Source organism: Acidovorax sp. AC410 (genome assembly GCF_979253235.1).
Window position 1 is genome coordinate 2,797,872 of record NZ_CEEDCG010000001.1, and the last position, 16,673, is coordinate 2,814,544.

The following is a 16,673-nucleotide window of genomic DNA, read 5'->3' on the forward strand; positions in this document are numbered from 1 at the left end:
CCGGCCTCAGGCAATACCCAGCATGGCGCGGGCCACGGCCTCGCCGACCTTGATGCCATCGACCCCTGCGGACAGGATGCCGCCCGCATAGCTGGCGCCTTCGCCGGCCGGGTAGAGCCCACCGGTGTTCAGGCTTTGCAGGTTCTCGCCACGCCCGATCTTGAGCGGTGACGAGGTGCGCGTCTCCACCCCGGTGAGCACCGCGTCGTGCATGTCGAAGCCTTTGATCTTGCGGCCGAAGGCCGGCAGCGCCTCGCGCAGCGCCGCGATGGCATAGCCCGGCAGGGCCGCATGCAGGTCGCCCAGGGCCACGCCGGGCTTGTACGAAGGCTCCACGTCACCGAGCTGCTGCGAATCGCGACCTGCGATGAAGTCACCCACCAGTTGGCCGGGTGCGCTGTAGTCGCTACCGCCCAGCACATAGGCATTGGATTCAAGCTGGCGCTGCAGCACGATGCCCGCCAGCGGATGGTGCTGGCCGGCCGGCTGCGCCTCGACACCGTAGGTGGCGCCCAGGTGCAGCGCGAAGGCGTCGGCGCCCGTGGGGTAGTCCGTGGGGTCGATGCCCACGACCATGCCGGCGTTGGCATTGCGCTCGTTGCGCGAGTACTGGCTCATGCCGTTGGTGACCACCCGGCCCGGCTCGCTGGTGGCGGCCACCACCGTGCCGCCCGGGCACATGCAGAAGCTGTACACCGCACGCCCGTTGGCGGCATGGTGCACCAGCTTGTAGTCGGCCGCTCCCAGCAGCGGGTGGCCGGCATGGCGGCCCCAGCGCGCGCGGTCGATCACGCCCTGCGGGTGCTCCACGCGGAAACCGATGGAAAACGGCTTGGCCTCCATGGCCACGCCGCGCTGGTACAGCATGGCAAAGGTGTCGCGCGAGCTGTGGCCCAGCGCCATCACCACATGGTCGGCGCGCAGTTCGGTGGTTTCGCCCGTGGCCTGGTTCAGCACCGTCAGGCCGCGCAGGTGGCGGCGCTCGCCCGTGCCTTCGACGACCACGTCGGTCACGCGCTGTTCGAAGCGGATCTCGCCACCCAGGGCGATGATCTGCTCGCGCAGGTTCTCCACCACCTTCACCAGCTTGAAGGTGCCGATGTGCGGGTGCGCCACGTAGAGGATTTCCTCGGGCGCGCCGGCCTTGACGAATTCGCCCATGACCTTGCGGCCCAGGTGGCGCGGGTCCTTGATCTGGCTGTAGAGCTTGCCGTCGCTGAAGGTGCCCGCGCCGCCTTCGCCGAACTGCACGTTGCTTTCGGCATGCAGCTCGCGCTTGCGCCACAGGCCCCACGTGTCCTTGGTGCGCTCGCGCACCGGCTTGCCGCGTTCCAGCACGATGGGCTTGAAGCCCATCTGCGCCAGCACCAGTGCGGCAAAGATGCCGCAGGGCCCGAAGCCCACCACCACGGGCCGCAGCGGCAGATCGGCGGGGGCTTGGCCAACCGGCTGCCATGCCATGTCGGGCGTGGGCTGGATGTGCGGGCGGCCGGCATGCCGGGCCAGCAGCACGGCTTCGCCCGACGGGTCGGCCAGGGCGAGGTCGATGATGTAGACCGCCAGCAGGTCGGCCTTGCGCGCATCGAAGCTGCGCTTGTGTACATGCACGCCGGCAATGTCGGTCGGGGCGATGCCCAGGATCTGGACGGCCTGGGCGCGCAGCGCGTCCAGCGGGTGTTCGGCGGCGTCGGCCGGCACGGCGGCCAGCGGCAGCTTGATTTCGGAAAGGCGGATCATGGTCTTGCAGGCCCGTGTCGATCGGGCGGTGGCAATGTCGTGGGGCTAGGAGCCTGTCGGACTTGGAGCGTCGAAAGCGAAAATCGGCCCCAGCGAGGACAGTTTTTGCCGGATTTGCAGCCCCATAGCCAGGCTATGGGGCAAGAAGACGGTGAAAAATGGACCGCTGGGGCCGATTTGCAGCCGACGATTTCCAAGTCCGACAGGCTCCTGGTATTTTAAAGGAGGCGGTCCTGCCACGCCCGCCAGGGTGGTCAGTCTGCGTCCAGCAGGTCCTCGCGCTGCGCCTTGAGCCATTGCTTGAGGTAGTCGTTGTCCTCCACCGCCTGCACCTCCCGCTGCAGCAGCGGAATGTCGTGCTCCAGGGCCTGGATCTGGCTGCGCAGCTGGCCCATCAACTGGCCGGGCAGCAGCTTGCGCCGCGAGGTGACGCCCAGTTGCGCGCGCATGGTGGCCTCCAGCGTGACCACCTCCTGCTGCAGTTCGGCCAATTGATCGGTGAGCACCTGGTTGTAGCGCTGCAGGTGCGTGTCGCCCACCCCCGCCATGTGCTGCGCGTCGATCTGCTCCACCTCCAGCTGCAGTTGCAGCAGGTCGAGCAGGCTGTTGGCGGCATAGGCCAGGTTCACGCGCTGCATGAGCGCGGTCTTGCGCAGGCGCTCGGCCTCGTCGGGCTCGCGGTCGGGGTGCAGGGCACTGGCCAGCTTGCGGTACACCGCGCGCACCGACTGGCTGGCCTCCTGCGCGGCTTCCTGCTGCGCACGCTCCTGCGCGCTGGGCTTGCGGGCGCGGCCGGCACGGTGGCGCTCGCGCTCCTGTTGCGCGCGCGCCTGCCGGGCCTGCATTTCCTCCTCCACCCGGCGCACGATGTCTTCGGGCGATTCCGGCTCGGTTGCGGATGGCAGCCGCGGCGCGTCGGTGCTGTCGGGTGTTTCCTCGGCGTCGAGCGGCTCTTCGGTGTACTGGGCGTGCAGCGCCTGCATCGCTGCGCGCGTGGTGGCATCGCGCATGTTGTGGGCCAGGTCGCCAGCGAGCCGGGCGATCACGGCATGCAGGTCCCGCAGCAGCGTGCGGCCCAGGCCCTTGCGCGCCGAGGCCTCCACCAGGGCGTTCACCAGACCGGCGTGCGCAGCGTAGTACCTGTCGAGCAGGGGGGCGACGTCTTTGGCGTAGCGCTGGTGGTAGGCGTCGATGGCCTGGTTCCATGCAGCCAGGATCTGGCGCTGTTCTGCGATCTGCGCGAGCAAGCCGTTGAACGACTGTTGTGCCAGCGAGAGCGGCGCCTGGCCTTGCTGCGCGGTGATGCGCAGCGGGGTGGCGGGGAGGGAAGAGGACATGAAGGCGCGTGGCAGGGGCAAAAGGCCCCCGATTTTGCCCGCACGGGGGCTGCTCAGTTCGAGGAGGTCGCCGAGGCTGGTGCCGGCGTGCTTGTGCCACCCTTGCGCCAACGCAGTTCCACCACCCCGAAAGCCAACGCGGCGACGGCCAGCGGCGCAAAGAAATAGAGCGTGCGGTAGGCGAGGATAGCGGCCAGCGCCTGGGGCGCCGGCATATAGGCTGATAGCACGGCCGTACCCACGGCCTCCAGCACGCCCAGGCCCGCAGGGATGCGCGAGATCAGGCCGGCCACGGCACCCAGCAACACCGTGGCCAGGGCCGCCACATAGGGCGCCTGCTGCTGGGTGAGCAGCCAGATCGCTCCGCCCATCACCATCCAGTTCACCGCAGATACTGCCACCTGCAGCAATCCCACCGACCAGTGCGGCATGGGGAAGCTGTAGCCCCGCAGCGTGAGCGGCTGGCCCCGGCGCCACACGCAGGCCACCAGGTAGGCGGCGGTGACGCCCGCCATGGCGCCGCCAATCCAGCGCAACTGGCCGGAGGCCATGTCCCAGCCCTCGGGCAGGTGCGGCGTCCAGAGCCAGAACACCGCGCCCGCCAGCACGAAATAGCCGAGCCAGTTGGTGATGATGCTGATGGCCACCACCTGGCCGATGTCGCCCACCGACAGGCCCTGGCGCGAGTACAGCCGGTAGCGCACCGTGACCCCGCCGATGAGGGATCCCAGGTTCAGCGTGAACGGGTAGGCGATCAGCGTGGTGCCCACGGTGCGTGCCACCGGCAAGCCATGCCGGGTGTAGTAGCGCCCGAACAGGTCGAAGGTGCTGTAGATGCCGTGGCTGGCGAACGCCAGCGCAGCGCCACCCAGCAGCGCGGCCATGGGCAGGTCGATGAGTGCATTCCACACGGCGCCCCAATCCACGCTGCGTGCCTGCCGGAACAGCAGCGCGCCGATCAGCAGCACGAACGCGCCGGTGACCAGCGTGATGGCCCACGGCCACCAGCGGCTGTTGCGCACGGTGCTCCAGCGGCCAGACCCCTTGTGCGGGGCTGCGGTGGAGGGGGGCGTCGCAGTGCCGTGCAAAGGGTGGGTGGCGGGAGCGCTCATGGCTGCATCCTAAGTGGCCGAAGCCGCCTGGGGATTGTCAGTTGCCAGCGCATTGGCCTTGACCAGGGAGATGGTGGGCTCGTGGCGTGGCAACCAGCCGGCCCAGGCCGGGAACCAGCGCATCAGGTGGAACACGCAGTAGCTGCGCACCAGGCGCAGGCCTTCCCAGCGGCTTTTGGGCGTGGGCTCCACCTGCTTGCAGGAGTTCTCCATCAGGTGCGCCAGGCGCCCGTACAGGTTGGAATTGAAGGCACGGTCCCTGATGATGACATTGGCTTCGAGATTGAGCGACAGGCTCAGCGGGTCCAGGTTGCTCGATCCCACGGTGGACCATTCGTCGTCCACCAGCGCTACCTTGCCGTGCAGCGGTCGGTCGCAGTATTCGTAGATGCGCACCCCGGCGCGCAGCAGGTGGTCGTAGAGCAGGCCTGCTGCCGTCTTCACGATGGGCATGTCGGGCTGGCCCTGCAGGATCAGCCGCACGTCCACCCCACGGCGTGCCGCGCGCCGCATCTCGCGGATGAAGCGGTAGCCTGGGAAGAAATAGGCGTTGGCGATCACCACGCGCTTGCGCGCCGAGCGCAGCGCAATGCGGTAGTGGCGCTCGATGTCGTTGGTATGGCCGTGGTTGTCGCGCGTGACAAAGATGGCATGCGCCGTGCCCTCGTACGGCAATCCGCGCGTGTTGGACGCCTTGTTGCGGCGGCGGTCATCGGGGTCGAGCACCGCTTCACGCGTGAAATGGTGCATCTGGGCGACGATGGGGCCACGCACCTGCACGGCATAGTCCTGCTTGGCCTCCGGCCCGAAATCGGCCACATGGTCGGCGGAGTAGTTGATGCCCCCGATAAAGCCGAGTTCGCCATCCACCACCACGATCTTGCGGTGCATGCGGCGCAGGACGTTCAGGCGCTGTCCCATCACGCGCTTGCCGGGGTCGAAAACGCGAAAATGAACGCCGGCTTCCACCAGTGCATCCAGGTACTGGTCCGGCAGGTCGGGCGAGCCGAAGCCGTCCACCAGCACATGCACCTGCACCCCGCGCTGTGCCGCAGCGAGCAGCACGGCATGCAGTTCCTGGCCGATCTTGTCGTCGAACAGGATGAAGGTTTCGAGCATGACCTCGCGGCGTGCCTTGCGAATGGCATCGAACACCCGGGGGAAGAAATCCTCCCCGTTCTCGAGCAGCTCGAACTGGTTTCCAGGAACCCAGCGAGAGGACTGTGATGCGCGCGTCATAGCGAGATCTCCGCAGCCAGGGGCGCGTGGTCCGAGAGCTTGTCCCAGGGCTTCTTCGGCAGGTTCAAGGGGGTGTGCACAGAGGCATTGCGCACGTAGATGCGGTCCAGCGCCAGCAAGGGCATCGATGCGGGGAAGGTGCGTATCGCACGGCCGGTGGACTGCACGAACACTTCGTGCAGGTTGGCACGCTCGCGCAAGACTTCGTGGGCGCGGCCACGCCAGTCGTTGAAGTCGCCGGCCACCACCACCGCCTCGTCGGGATCGAAACTGTTGACCAGGTCGCACACACTGCGCAACTGCCGTTGGCGGTGGGCTTCCTGCAGGCCCAGGTGCACGCAGATCGCATGCACAGGGCTGTGGTGCTTGGGCGGCTGCAAAACACAGTGCAGCATGCCGCGCCGCTCGGGTCCGCTCACCGAGATGTCGTGGTTCTCGTAGTGGGTGATCGGGAACTTGGACAGCAGCGCATTGCCATGGTGGCCGTTGTCGTACACCGCATTGCGGCCATAGGCGAACTGGGTCCAGATGGTGTCTGCCAGGAACTCGTAGTGGGGCTCCTGGGGGAAGTTTTCCACCCGCCCCGCATGGCGGTGGTGCGTGCCCAGCACCTCCTGCAGGAACACGAGGTCCGCCGCCACGTGGCGCACGGCATCGCGCAGCTCATGCAGCATGAAGCGCCGGTTGAAGGTGGTGAAGCCCTTGTGCACATTCACGGTCAATACCTTGAAGGCAATGGGCTGGGATGCGGAGGTATGCGCCATGGAAACAATCTGAAAAGGTACCGCACCCCCTTGGTGCGGTCCACCGCCCGGATGCACTGGCAGCCGAGGGTGGTATCACCTTGATTGTTCCGGCCGCAGGCCGGTGACGCTGTAGGACGGTGGGCCGTCAGCCTGTGCAGCGCAGGCCCACCCCAGGGGGTCAAGCAGGCAGAAAGCCTTCGACCGAGAGATAGCGCTCGCCCGTGTCGTAGTTGAAGCCCAGCACGCGCGCGCCCACCGGCAGCTCGGGCAGTTTCTGGGCAATGGCGGCCAGCGTGGCGCCCGAGGAAATGCCCACCAGCATGCCTTCTTCGCGTGCGCAGCGGCGTGCGTACTCGCGGGCCGGTTCGGCATCGACCTGGATCACGCCGTCGAGCAGGGTGGTATCGAGGTTCTTGGGCACGAAGCCTGCACCGATGCCCTGGATGGGGTGCGGCGAGGGCGCACCGCCCGAGATCACGGGCGAGGCCGAGGGCTCCACCGCGAACACCTTGAGTTGCGGGAATTTCGCCTTGAGCACGCGCGCCACGCCCGTGAGGTGGCCGCCCGTGCCCACGCCGGTGATGATGGCGTCGAGCCCGTCGGGAAAGTCCGCCAGGATCTCCTGCGCCGTGGTGCGCACGTGTACGTCGATGTTGGCGGGGTTCTCGAACTGCTGGGGAATCCAGGCGCCCGGCGTCTGGGCCAGGAGTTCCTGTGCGCGGGCGATGGCGCCCTTCATGCCCTTTTCGCGCGGGGTCAGGTCGAACGTGGCGCCGTAGGCCAGCATCAGGCGGCGGCGCTCGATGCTCATGCTGTCGGGCATCACCAGCACCAGTTTGTAGCCCTTGACGGCGGCCACCAGGGCCAGCCCGATGCCGGTGTTGCCCGAGGTAGGCTCGATGATGGTGCCGCCGGGCTGCAGCGCGCCCGAGCGCTCGGCATCTTCCACCATGGACAGGGCGATGCGGTCCTTGATCGAGCCACCGGGGTTGGCGCGCTCAGCCTTGACCCAGACGTTGGCAGCACTGCCAAACAGGCGGTTGATGCGCACGTGCGGCGTGTTGCCGATGGTCTGCAGAATGGTGTCGACTTTCATGGCGTCTCCTGGTCAGGCGAAGGATGGAAGGGAAAATGCAAAAGGGCCATTTTGGCCCAGTCCGGAGCCCATGGGCGCTGCTGGGCCTTCAGGGCACGGGCAGGGGCTCAATGCGCACCAGGCTGGCACCGTCCATGGCGTCAGTCGCCACGCGCACCGGCAGGCAGGCGTTGATCACCGCCGCATTCGTGCGCGTGTGGTCCGTGAGCTCGCTGGCTGTGTAGCGGGCCGCACGGCCGGTGCGCCACACGGCCAGCGCCAGCGGCAGCATCCACTGGTCGGCCAGATGCGGGCCAGTAGCCGCCGAGCTGTGCTGGAAGGCCAGCACCTCGTCGGCCAGCCGGCGTGCCACGAGTTCGGACGACACCCCGCGTTCGCCGAACTGGCAGAACACTTCGGTCACCTGCGCATGTTCCAGCGTGGCCATCAGCACATTGCCTGGCCCTTCGTGCTGGCGCACGCCGGGCGCGCGCAACTGATCGGCCTCATGCGTCCAGCCCAGGCGCCGGCCCAGTTCCTCCAGCTCGCGTGCAGCCACACTGCGCGCCAGCCCCGGGGCCAGCGCCTCGGCCCAGGCAGCCAAGGCCGCACCGCGCTCGGTCAGGTCAAACGGCGTGAGCGCTTGCGTGGCAGGGGTGATCAGGGCCTGCAGCAGGCCGCCGCCCGCGGGGTAGAAGCCACGCCGCTCCAGTGTGAGCACCAGCCCCACGCCCAGGCGCGCGAGCAGCGGTGCATAGGCGCGCTGCAGAAAGTCGAATGGCGGCGCCATCGGGTTGTGCGTGCCGCCCGCCAGCTGTATGCGGCTGGGCGCATCGGCCAGCATCAGCGCAGGCAGCACGGTCTGCAGCACCAGCAGGCAACTGCCGGCACCGGCGATGCGAAAGGTGTAGTCGCCCGCCCGCACCACACCGGGTGCGAACTGCAGCGACTGCGAGCCCAGCTCCGCCCCATCGGCCTGCCCGCCGCTGACCTGGACCGCTGCCTGCACGCAGGCCAGGTGCTGGCGCATCAGCCCGGGCTTGGCGCGGCCGGCACGGATGCGCTCGATGCGCAGCGGCCGGCCGGTGACCATGGACAGGGCCAGGCCGGTGCGCAGGATCTGGCCGCCGCCTTCGCCCTGGGAGCCGTCGAGCGTCAGCATGGCGCCTCCTGGGCTGGGGGCGCGTTGAAGCGCAGCACCGTGTCGTGCAGCAGATCATCGAGCGCGGCATGGCCGGGCACGGGCAAAGGCTGCACCGGCTCGGCCGCGTTGCGTGCCAGCTCCGCTTCGATGAAGGCGTGGATGCCGGGCCAGCGCGGGCTGGTCGCGGCTTCGCCCGCGCGCATCTTCACCTCCAGCAGGGCGTTGATCTCGGCGATCAGGGCAGCGTCGGCCGCGGCGTCCAGCGTGTGCTGGGCCAGTTCGGCAAAGCGCATGGGCGGCACGCCCGGGCGCGCGCGTATCCAGCGCGCGGCCAGCAGCGGGCGCAGCACGTACAGGTACTTCTTGTAGCGCACTTCGTCGGCCTGTAGGTGCTCGCGGAAGTTCTTCTTGGCCATGGATGCGTAGTGGTGCCAGCCCTTGGCGTTGGAGAACACGGTCTCGGCCAGCGCGCGAAAGCGATCCATGGTGGGCCCGTCCTCGCGGTAGACCACAGGCGAGCGCAGCCATTCGAGCAGCGTGGGGTTGGACTCGCGCATCAGGCCCAGCGCCTTGCGCAGGTCCCAGCCGTTGATGTCCAGGTCGCCGCTGATGGGCACCTCGATCACGTCACGCCCTGGCGTGACCGTGAGGTACCAGGGCAGGCGGTTCACGTAGATGAAGCGCACGTCGTAGTCGCTGTCGGGCGAGGCAAAGCCCCAGCCCCGGCTGCCCGATTCGCAGGCGAAGAGGACGGTGGCCGCGTGCTCGCGCTCGATGCGTTCGAGCGATTCCATGACCTGGCTGCGCACTCCCGGATCGATGGGGTGGGCAGAGCGCAGGAATTCTTTTTGCTGTTGCATGATGACGATTTTCTGAGGCAGCACCACACCATCAGTGCTAGGACTGTGTTGGAGAAGTGACGTCTTGTGTAGAAATGCCGGCAGGGGCATTCATATTCCGAATTGCAGTCGATGACGAAGCCAAACAATGGCAGACCCCCTCAAGGACTGCATGAAGTAAATAGTCCGATGGCCCGGTCTGCATGAACACTTGACCAGTTGCCGTCACCGCTGTGATGTGCTCTAGAGATCCAGCACCCGTGTGAACATGATCGGAGAGGGCTGAGTACGCAAACACGTATACCTCTACCTCTTGGGCATGCTCTGCCCACTTTCGGATCGAAATCTCTCCAGACAGTGACTTCTTACGATCTTGATACTCCCGATATTCCTGCCGGTATTCTGCGAGTGAGTCCACATCCAAGAGGCTGGCCGCTGCAGGGAGATCCAATACTCGCTTCAGTGAATTTCCTCGGGTGATGGTTTCCTGCTCAAGGTAGCAATTTGCGCTCACAGCACCGCCGCTGACTGCCTTTAGCTTGAAGCCAACTTCTAGACATTGCCTCCCTAACGATGCATTGGCCGCTGCGAGACCAGATCTCGCCAGAGTCTTGCAGCCGCGTGCAAATTCGAGCATGCGCAAAGCAAGAGCATGAACAATCACGTGCTGCAGATTCCCAGATAGGAATGGCGTTTCTTGTATCGCCGCTTCCAATTGCTCAAGCTGAGCATCCAAAGTCGCAAATGCTGATGCGTGCTTTTTCTGTATTTCTTCTTCGGTCATTTGCTACCCTTTCACACATACCACCTGCTTGAGCGTGTAGACCACCTCCACCAGGTCCTGCTGCGCGGCCATCACGGCGTCGATGTCCTTGTAGGCCATCGGGATCTCGTCGATCACGTCGGCGTCCTTGCGGCATTCCACGCCCTCGGTGGCGGCGATCTGGTCGGCGATGGTGTACATCTTCTTGGCCTTGGTGCGGCTCATCTTGCGGCCCGCGCCGTGGCTGCAGCTCATGAAGCTCTCGGGATTGCCCTTGCCGCGCACGATGAAGCTCTTGGCGCCCATGCTGCCCGGGATGATGCCCAGCTCGCCGGCCTTGGCGCTCACCGCGCCCTTGCGGGTGATGAGCACGTCCTCGCCGAAGTGCGTCTCGCGGCTCACGTAGTTGTGGTGGCAGTTCACCGCCTCCACATGCGCCTCGAAGGGCTTGGTGATCACCTTGCGGGCGGCAGCGATCACGCGCTGCATCATCACCTCGCGGTTGGCGCGCGCGAACTTCTGCGCCCAGCCCACGGCGCGCACGTAGTCGCCGAAGTACTGGGCGCCTTCCTCGAAGTAGGCCAGGTCCTGGTCGGGCAGGTTGTGCTGGTGCAGTTCGGCGTCCTTCTTGGCCAGCTCGATGAAGTGGGTGCCGATGGCATTGCCCACGCCGCGCGAGCCCGAGTGCAGCATGAACCACACGCTGCCGTGCTCGTCCAGGCACACTTCGATGAAGTGGTTGCCGGTACCGAGCGTACCCAGGTGCTTGTGGTTGTTGGTGTTGCGAAAGCGCGGGTAGTCCTCGCAGATCGCGTCGAACTCGCCCTTGAGCGCTGCCCAGGCCACGTCGGTCTCATCAGGCGGCGTTTCCCACGCGCCTTTGTCACGGCCCATGCGGCGCGGGTTGCTGCCGTGCGGCACGGCCTTCTCGATCGCCGAGCGCAGGGGCGCCAGGTTGTCGGGCAGGTCGTTTGCATGCAGCGTGGTCTTGCAGGCCATCATGCCGCAGCCGATGTCCACGCCCACGGCGGCCGGGATGATGGCCTTGAAGGTGGGGATCACCGAGCCCACCGTGGCGCCGATGCCGTAGTGCACGTCGGGCATGGCTGCCACGTGCTTGAACACGATGGGCAGGCGCGCTGCGTTTTCCAGTTGCTTCTGGGCCTCGTCCTCCACAGGGACGCCCTGGGTCCACATCTTGATGGGGACGCCGTTTTCCACGTTGCGTTGCAGGTAGCTCATTTCTTTTTCCTTCTATTCGTTGTTGTTCTGTTGTTTGATGTTCATTCGCTGATCACGTCAAACACCGATTCCAGTACCTGGCGCTGGCCCATGCAGTTGCCGCAAGTGCAGTGCGCGGGCGGGCCCATGGCGCTCGTATCCATCGCCAGGATCTTCTGCGCAAAGCGCTTCCGGTTGCCCGCATCGAGCAGCCAGGCCTTCATCGTTTCGCGAAACTCCGGCTGGTCTTCTGCGAAGGCATTCTGTATTTCACGCTGGCCCCAGAAGTCCCAGTAACTTGCATTGGCGTAGTGCAGCACAGCGCTTTCCCGATCGTCCTGCAGCCAATGTGCCAGCAGGGGAGCGATGGACACGCCACCCTTGTGGAACATCAGCAGGATGTCGAACGCGTTCGCACCATCGAAGGGGCTGGGTGCCCGTGCATCGCAATCCAATCCTTCGTGGAAGAAGGCCAGCGCGAAGGCATCCACGGCAGCCCGCTCTTTGGGCGACAGGGCATCGGCGCAGCAGCGGCCCAGCCGATCAAGGTACAGCTCGGTCGAGTGGTGCAACTCCTTGCCCTGGGCCAGCAGTTCCAGCATGCGGGGCAGGAAGTACAGAAGCTCATCCGCAGGCTGTTCGCTGCTCTTGGCGGAGCCGTTGTACTCGTAGAAGTGCCGGGCCGTGAGCTGGCGCAGCGGAAGGCGGCGCATTGCGCGCTCCGTGGGTTCGTCCACGCAGCAGGGCATGCACACGTCCAGCACCTGCGTGGGCGCGCCGTGGTGCCCAAAGGTGGCGTACGTGGCATCCACGGCCTCGCGCAGGGCGGGCGAGAGGGGGGCTTCTGCTTCAGTGGCTTGTTTGGCTCTCATCTTCGTACTCTCCGTGGCGTTCCATTCGCCGTTCTTCCATTCATCGCATCTGCTACTGCACCATCCCCTGGGCTGCAGCGCGCGCATAGTTCTTCAGTTCCTCGTCGTGCGCCGGTACGCTGCGGATGAATTGCTCCACGCGCTCCTGCAGCTCCCGGGGCCGCTGCACATAGCGGCCCTCATGGCCGATGCCATGCAGGGCCGAGACCTGCACTTCGCGGCAGGGCACGTCCAGCATGCTGCAGAACACCGCCCACATCGCGTCCCGCCAGTCAGGAATATGTTTGACATTCCAGAACGTCGGCCACACGTCGAACCACATGTAGCAGGCAAAGCCCAGTCGGCCGCTGCTACTGCCGATGGTCTCGTCCACATGGGCCATGCGCGGTGCGAAGCATTCGCTCCACAGGCGGGGGAGGGCCTGCATCATGCGCATCGCATCCGCCAGCGGTACGGAGGGGTCGAGCACCTGGAGAGGCACATCGCCTGTGTTGGTGCTCATCACATGGGTCAAGCCCATGCCCACCTGCTCGTCGCTGTAGGGCGCCAGGTCGGTGCCCGCGTTGGCGAACAGCACGGTCTGGATGTGGGTCCATTGCAGGGGCGTTGCCTTGAATTCCGGTTCATCGTTGTCCCAGTACCACTCCTGCTCCTTCTTGCCCGGCACGGGCCGGTCGAAGAGGTAGCGCACGGCATCGGCATACAGCGTGGCATCGAGTCCGATGGACTCGGGTGTCAGCGGCTTCGGTGCCTGCCGGGCCAGTCGCTTCTGGCGGCCTGTCGGTTTGCTATGGCTCATGGCGTTCTCTCCAGCTCTTTCTCTTCTTTTTTCAATGGTGGACGCGGCGGGATTCGAACCCGCATCACTGCAACGACCACGGTTCTTTAGTCCTGTGGCCCAGTGAACGGTTGGAAACGCGCGCCAGTGGCAGACCCGTCATCGGAGCCAGCACCTGCATCCTCAACCTTGCCCGTTCACCGACTCTCCCGCTGCACTCGGTGTTACCCGACCTGCCGGCAATAACAACATTTTTGGCAGTGGCGCTCCCTTCTGTGCCAGCGCGCCCGTATTCCTCTTGGCTCCTTGTTCAGCGCAGCTTCACCAGGCCGTTGAGCACCTGGTCCAGGCCACCGAACACCGAGATCTTGTCGATGCGCTCGGCCACGCGTTCCAGCGTTTCCAGCTCCTTCATGCGCAGGGCGACGGGGTTGTCCTCCATCACCTTGGCGGTGTTGAGCAGCGAGCGCGTCGCGGCCGTCTCTTCGCGGCGGCGGATCACATTGGCCTGGGCCTGCTTTTCCGCCTGCACCACCTGGGTCAGGATGGCCTTCATGTCGCCGGGCAGCACGATGTCCTTCACACCAGCGCTCTCCAGCGCGATGCCGAAGGGCGCGAGCTTGGCGGCCATGTGGGCGCCCACCACATCGTCGATCACCGTCTTGTTCTCCAGCAGCTCATCGAGCGTGCGGGTGCCCACGGCGGCGCGCAGAGCGAACTGCAGCTCGCGGTACAGGTGCTCCGCAGGCTTTTGCAGCTGGCTCCAGGCGCGCAGCACGTCGGTGTAGCGGAAGGTGGCGCTCAGGTTGATGCGCAGGCCCACCTTGTCGCGGGTCATGATGTCCTGGCCCGAGACTTCCACCGATTGCAGGCGCAGGTCCACCAGCTCCACCGCCACCGTGCGGCCGTACTTCCAGAAGGCGTACGAGCCCGCAGCCAGCAGCCGCTCCACCTTGCCGTCCACCGTCAACAGGCCGCAGGACGACTCGGGCACCTGCACCTGCAGCAAACCGGCCAGGCCGGTCACCGTGCGATGGCGCAGCTGGGGCTGCGTCAGGCGCGCCACCAGGGCAGCAGGCAGTTCGGGGCCGGCGTTCAGGTCGACCACCTGCACGGACACCTCCACCTGGCCCTTCCAGTACAGGCGGCGGGTGCCGGGGGGCAGGATCTCGACCAGCACACCGTTCTCGCTGCGCAGGCCGACCTCGTTCTCGGCCAGTTCCACACGCACGAACTCGGCGGCCACCACCTCAGGCTCACGGGCCATCAGGTAGTCGGCCAGGCCGTGGGTGAAGGCGGCTTGCTCCAGCGCGAAGGTTTCCACGCGCAATTGGTCCAGGCCGGCAAACAGCCAGTGCGTGCCGCTGTGCAGCACGCGGTCGAAATCGCCATTGCGCAGCAGCAGTGCGCGTTCGTTCTTCTTGACGGTGGTGCGTTGGATCTTCAGCATGTGTCTACCCTCGTTCTTTCTTTTTTCAATGTCTTGTGGTCGCCGCATCTGACTTGCATCGGGGCCGTTACAGCGAGGCAGTGGTCCCAGGGGGCGCGGCTCGGGCCCTGCAGTGCGCCGTGGCGGTTGCCCCGAGGGGCTTCGCTTGGGCTGGCTGCGGGCGCGGGCCGTGCCGGGTCCTGGCACAAACCGCCACCGCTGACGGGGCAATGGCTTGCAGGCTGCGGCGCAACCCTTGGTCCTTCACCCCGCGTCCGGCGGGTGGTCTTTCGACCGTCTTCGATAGCCGGCCCGAAGGCCGGAAGAATGGGCAGGAGTCGAACCTGCGACAGTCCCTTTTCAGGGGTGCTCTTCCAGACTGAGCTACCAGTGGTGCAGACCGGGAGTCGAACCCGGCAACCCCTTTCGGAGCTGGCTTCCACAGCCCTGCAGTCACCCGGCGTTCGCAGCGTGCGGCATGCGGGGAATCCGACGGACCCCAAGGCCCTGGACTCCCGGCACCGGCAGGGCGGGCGTTGGCCCCAACCCTGGCCTGTGAGCGTTCGCTGTCTGCGCCGAGTGCCTTGGTGTTTGCGAATTGCGTGCCAGCCGCGCGATCTGCTGGATGAAGTATCGCAACCCATTGATTCGCAAAGAATTAGTTCAAATTGAAGAAATTATTGAACGTGCTGGTTTCTGAATTAAATAGAATGACAGCTAGTTTTATAGATTGCTGGCGATGCGTAAAAACAGGGTTGTCATCGGTTTCATCGGTACCCAGCTCGACTCGGGCAAAGGTGCCGGGCGCTGGGAGAAATGGCGGCCCACCGTGTCGCTGGTGCAGCACGAGGACATGGTGGTGCACCGCATGGAGCTGCTGTACACGCCGGCCCACCAGGAGCTGGCGCACCAGGTGCGCAACGACATCGCCATCGCCTCGCCCGAAACCACGGTGCGCTTGGTGCCCATGGAGATCGCCGACCCCTGGGACTTCGGCGAGGTCTACGCCAAGTTGTTCGACTGGACGCAGGCCTACCGCTTCGACACCGAGCGCGAGGAGTACTGGACCCACATCACCACCGGCACGCACGTGGCGCAGATCTGCCTGTTTCTGCTGGTGGAGTCGCGGCGCATCCCGGGCGTGCTGGCGCAGACCTCGCCGCCCCGGCGCCAGCAGATGGGCGACGCGGGCAGCTATGCGCTGATCGACCTGGACCTGTCGCGCTACGACGTCATCGCCCAGCGTTTCGGTGCCGAGCAGCGCGATGCGGTGGACTTCCTCAAGAGCGGCATCGCCACGCGCAATGCGCGCTTCAACGCGCTGATCGACGAGGTGGAGCGCGTGGCAGTGCGCTCGCGCGCGCCCATTTTGTTTACCGGGCCCACCGGAGCGGGCAAATCGCATCTGGCGCGGCGCATGTACGAGCTCAAGAAGGCCCGCCACCAGGTGGAGGGCGAGTTCGTCGAGGTGAACTGCGCCACCCTGCATGGTGATGGGGCTGCATCCACGCTGTTCGGCCACAAGAAGGGCGCTTTCACGGGCGCTGCGGCCGACCGGGCAGGCCTGTTGCGCACGGCGCACAAGGGCGTGCTGTTCCTCGACGAGATCGGCGAGCTGGGCCTGGACGAGCAGGCCATGCTGCTCAAGGCAGTGGAGGAAAAGCGCTTTTACCCTATGGGCAGCGACCGTGAGGTGGCCAGCGATTTCGAGCTGATCGCCGGCACCAACCGCGACCTGCGCACCGAGGTGGCGGCCGGGCGCTTTCGCGAAGACCTGTACGCGCGCATCAACCTCTGGAGCTACCAACTGCCGGGCCTGGCCCAGCGGCCCGAAGACATCGAGCCCAACCTGGATCACCTGCTGGCCCGCACCGGCACGGAGCTGGGCCGCACGGTGCGCCTGTCGGCCGAGGCGCGCACGGCCTACCTGCGCTACGCCCAGTCGCCCGATGCGCTGTGGAGCGGCAACTTTCGCGACCTTTCGGCCAGCGCCACGCGCCTGGCCACCCTGGCCGACAGCGGCCGCATCGGCCTGCCCCTGGTGCAGGCCGAGATCGCGCGCCTGCAGTGGCTGTGGCAGCCGGCCAAGGATGCACGCGACGGCCTCTCTGGCGCGCGGACTGCCGATGCGATCGATCTGCGTGCCCTGTTGGGCGAAGAAACCCTGGACGCCATGGACCTGTTCGACCAGCTTCAACTGGCCGCCGTGCTGCGCGTGTGCCGCCAGGCGCGCACCCTGTCGGATGCCGGGCGCCAGCTGTTCCAGGCCTCGCGCGCGCAGCGCACGGTGGTCAATGATGCCGACCGCTTGCGCAAATACCTGGCCCGGTTTGGCCTTACGTGGGAGCAGGCCAGCGGCAGTGAACGATAATTCACTCCGT

Annotated in this window: 14 protein-coding genes; 1 reads left to right on the forward strand and 13 read right to left on the reverse strand. The window is 66.2% G+C overall.

The window, feature by feature from the left end; genetic code table 11:
* Positions 1-6: 6 nt before the first annotated feature.
* From AC0IZS_RS13055 to AC0IZS_RS13115, 13 genes are all read right to left on the reverse strand, one after another.
* The gene (locus AC0IZS_RS13055) at positions 7-1,737 is read right to left on the reverse strand and encodes an NAD(P)/FAD-dependent oxidoreductase (protein ID WP_471636001.1); all 1,731 of its coding nucleotides are present in this window, start codon (positions 1,735-1,737) and stop codon (positions 7-9) included.
* Between the two features lie 254 nt (positions 1,738-1,991).
* Positions 1,992-3,074, reverse strand: coding sequence for a J domain-containing protein (locus AC0IZS_RS13060; protein WP_471636002.1), 1,083 nt, complete (start codon positions 3,072-3,074; stop codon positions 1,992-1,994).
* A 53-nt stretch (positions 3,075-3,127) separates the two neighbouring features.
* Positions 3,128-4,186 (reverse strand): lysylphosphatidylglycerol synthase transmembrane domain-containing protein, encoded by a 1,059-nt coding sequence (locus AC0IZS_RS13065; RefSeq protein ID WP_471636003.1) that lies wholly within the window; start codon positions 4,184-4,186, stop codon positions 3,128-3,130.
* 9 nt (positions 4,187-4,195) lie between these two features.
* On the reverse strand, positions 4,196-5,425 hold the full coding sequence (clsB, locus tag AC0IZS_RS13070; protein ID WP_471636004.1) for a cardiolipin synthase ClsB: 1,230 nt from the start codon (positions 5,423-5,425) through the stop codon (positions 4,196-4,198).
* Positions 5,422-6,189, reverse strand: coding sequence for an endonuclease/exonuclease/phosphatase family protein (locus AC0IZS_RS13075; protein WP_471636005.1), 768 nt, complete (start codon positions 6,187-6,189; stop codon positions 5,422-5,424). Before AC0IZS_RS13075 ends, clsB begins: the two co-directional genes overlap by 4 nt.
* A 160-nt stretch (positions 6,190-6,349) precedes the next feature.
* Positions 6,350-7,267 carry a cysteine synthase A gene (cysK, locus tag AC0IZS_RS13080; protein WP_471636006.1) on the reverse strand — a complete coding sequence of 306 codons (918 nt, stop codon included), beginning with the start codon at positions 7,265-7,267 and terminating at the stop codon, positions 6,350-6,352.
* 88 nt (positions 7,268-7,355) lie between these two features.
* A complete protein-coding gene (gene rtcA / locus AC0IZS_RS13085) occupies positions 7,356-8,408 on the reverse strand; it encodes an RNA 3'-terminal phosphate cyclase (protein ID WP_471636007.1) in 1,053 nt (350 codons plus the stop codon).
* On the reverse strand, positions 8,402-9,250 hold the full coding sequence (locus tag AC0IZS_RS13090) for a nucleotidyltransferase domain-containing protein (protein WP_471636008.1): 849 nt from the start codon (positions 9,248-9,250) through the stop codon (positions 8,402-8,404). Before AC0IZS_RS13090 ends, rtcA begins: the two co-directional genes overlap by 7 nt.
* Positions 9,251-9,287: 37 nt before the next feature.
* Entirely contained in the window at positions 9,288-10,013 is a 726-nt protein-coding gene (locus AC0IZS_RS13095) for a DUF5677 domain-containing protein (protein WP_471636009.1), read from the reverse strand.
* 3 nt (positions 10,014-10,016) lie between these two features.
* Positions 10,017-11,234, reverse strand: coding sequence for an RtcB family protein (locus tag AC0IZS_RS13100; protein WP_471636010.1), 1,218 nt, complete (start codon positions 11,232-11,234; stop codon positions 10,017-10,019).
* Positions 11,235-11,275: 41 nt separating this feature from the next.
* Positions 11,276-12,085 (reverse strand): hypothetical protein, encoded by an 810-nt coding sequence (locus AC0IZS_RS13105; RefSeq protein WP_471636011.1) that lies wholly within the window; start codon positions 12,083-12,085, stop codon positions 11,276-11,278.
* 52 nt (positions 12,086-12,137) lie between these two features.
* Complete coding sequence (locus AC0IZS_RS13110) at positions 12,138-12,884, reverse strand: hypothetical protein (RefSeq protein WP_471636012.1); 747 nt, start codon at positions 12,882-12,884, stop codon at positions 12,138-12,140.
* 289 nt (positions 12,885-13,173) lie between these two features.
* Complete coding sequence (locus AC0IZS_RS13115; protein WP_471636013.1) at positions 13,174-14,313, reverse strand: slipin family protein; 1,140 nt, start codon at positions 14,311-14,313, stop codon at positions 13,174-13,176.
* A 718-nt stretch (positions 14,314-15,031) separates the two neighbouring features.
* On the opposite strand from AC0IZS_RS13115, the gene rtcR reads away from it, so the two are divergent.
* Positions 15,032-16,663, forward strand: a complete 1,632-nt coding sequence (gene rtcR, locus AC0IZS_RS13120) for an RNA repair transcriptional activator RtcR (protein ID WP_471636014.1) — start codon at positions 15,032-15,034, stop codon at positions 16,661-16,663.
* Positions 16,664-16,673 lie beyond the last annotated feature (10 nt).

Coding starts and splice junctions, on each gene's coding strand:
- AC0IZS_RS13055 (WP_471636001.1), bottom strand. CDS start 1,737: ATGATCCGCCTTTCCGAAATCAAGCTGCCGCTGGCCGCCGTGCCGGCC.
- AC0IZS_RS13060 (WP_471636002.1), bottom strand. CDS start 3,074: ATGTCCTCTTCCCTCCCCGCCACCCCGCTGCGCATCACCGCGCAGCAA.
- AC0IZS_RS13065 (WP_471636003.1), bottom strand. CDS start 4,186: ATGAGCGCTCCCGCCACCCACCCTTTGCACGGCACTGCGACGCCCCCC.
- clsB (WP_471636004.1), bottom strand. CDS start 5,425: ATGACGCGCGCATCACAGTCCTCTCGCTGGGTTCCTGGAAACCAGTTC.
- AC0IZS_RS13075 (WP_471636005.1), bottom strand. CDS start 6,189: ATGGCGCATACCTCCGCATCCCAGCCCATTGCCTTCAAGGTATTGACC.
- cysK (WP_471636006.1), bottom strand. CDS start 7,267: ATGAAAGTCGACACCATTCTGCAGACCATCGGCAACACGCCGCACGTG.
- rtcA (WP_471636007.1), bottom strand. CDS start 8,408: ATGCTGACGCTCGACGGCTCCCAGGGCGAAGGCGGCGGCCAGATCCTG.
- AC0IZS_RS13090 (WP_471636008.1), bottom strand. CDS start 9,250: ATGCAACAGCAAAAAGAATTCCTGCGCTCTGCCCACCCCATCGATCCG.
- AC0IZS_RS13095 (WP_471636009.1), bottom strand. CDS start 10,013: ATGACCGAAGAAGAAATACAGAAAAAGCACGCATCAGCATTTGCGACT.
- AC0IZS_RS13100 (WP_471636010.1), bottom strand. CDS start 11,234: ATGAGCTACCTGCAACGCAACGTGGAAAACGGCGTCCCCATCAAGATG.
- AC0IZS_RS13105 (WP_471636011.1), bottom strand. CDS start 12,085: ATGAGAGCCAAACAAGCCACTGAAGCAGAAGCCCCCCTCTCGCCCGCC.
- AC0IZS_RS13110 (WP_471636012.1), bottom strand. CDS start 12,884: ATGAGCCATAGCAAACCGACAGGCCGCCAGAAGCGACTGGCCCGGCAG.
- AC0IZS_RS13115 (WP_471636013.1), bottom strand. CDS start 14,313: ATGCTGAAGATCCAACGCACCACCGTCAAGAAGAACGAACGCGCACTG.
- rtcR (WP_471636014.1), top strand. CDS start 15,032: ATGCGTAAAAACAGGGTTGTCATCGGTTTCATCGGTACCCAGCTCGAC.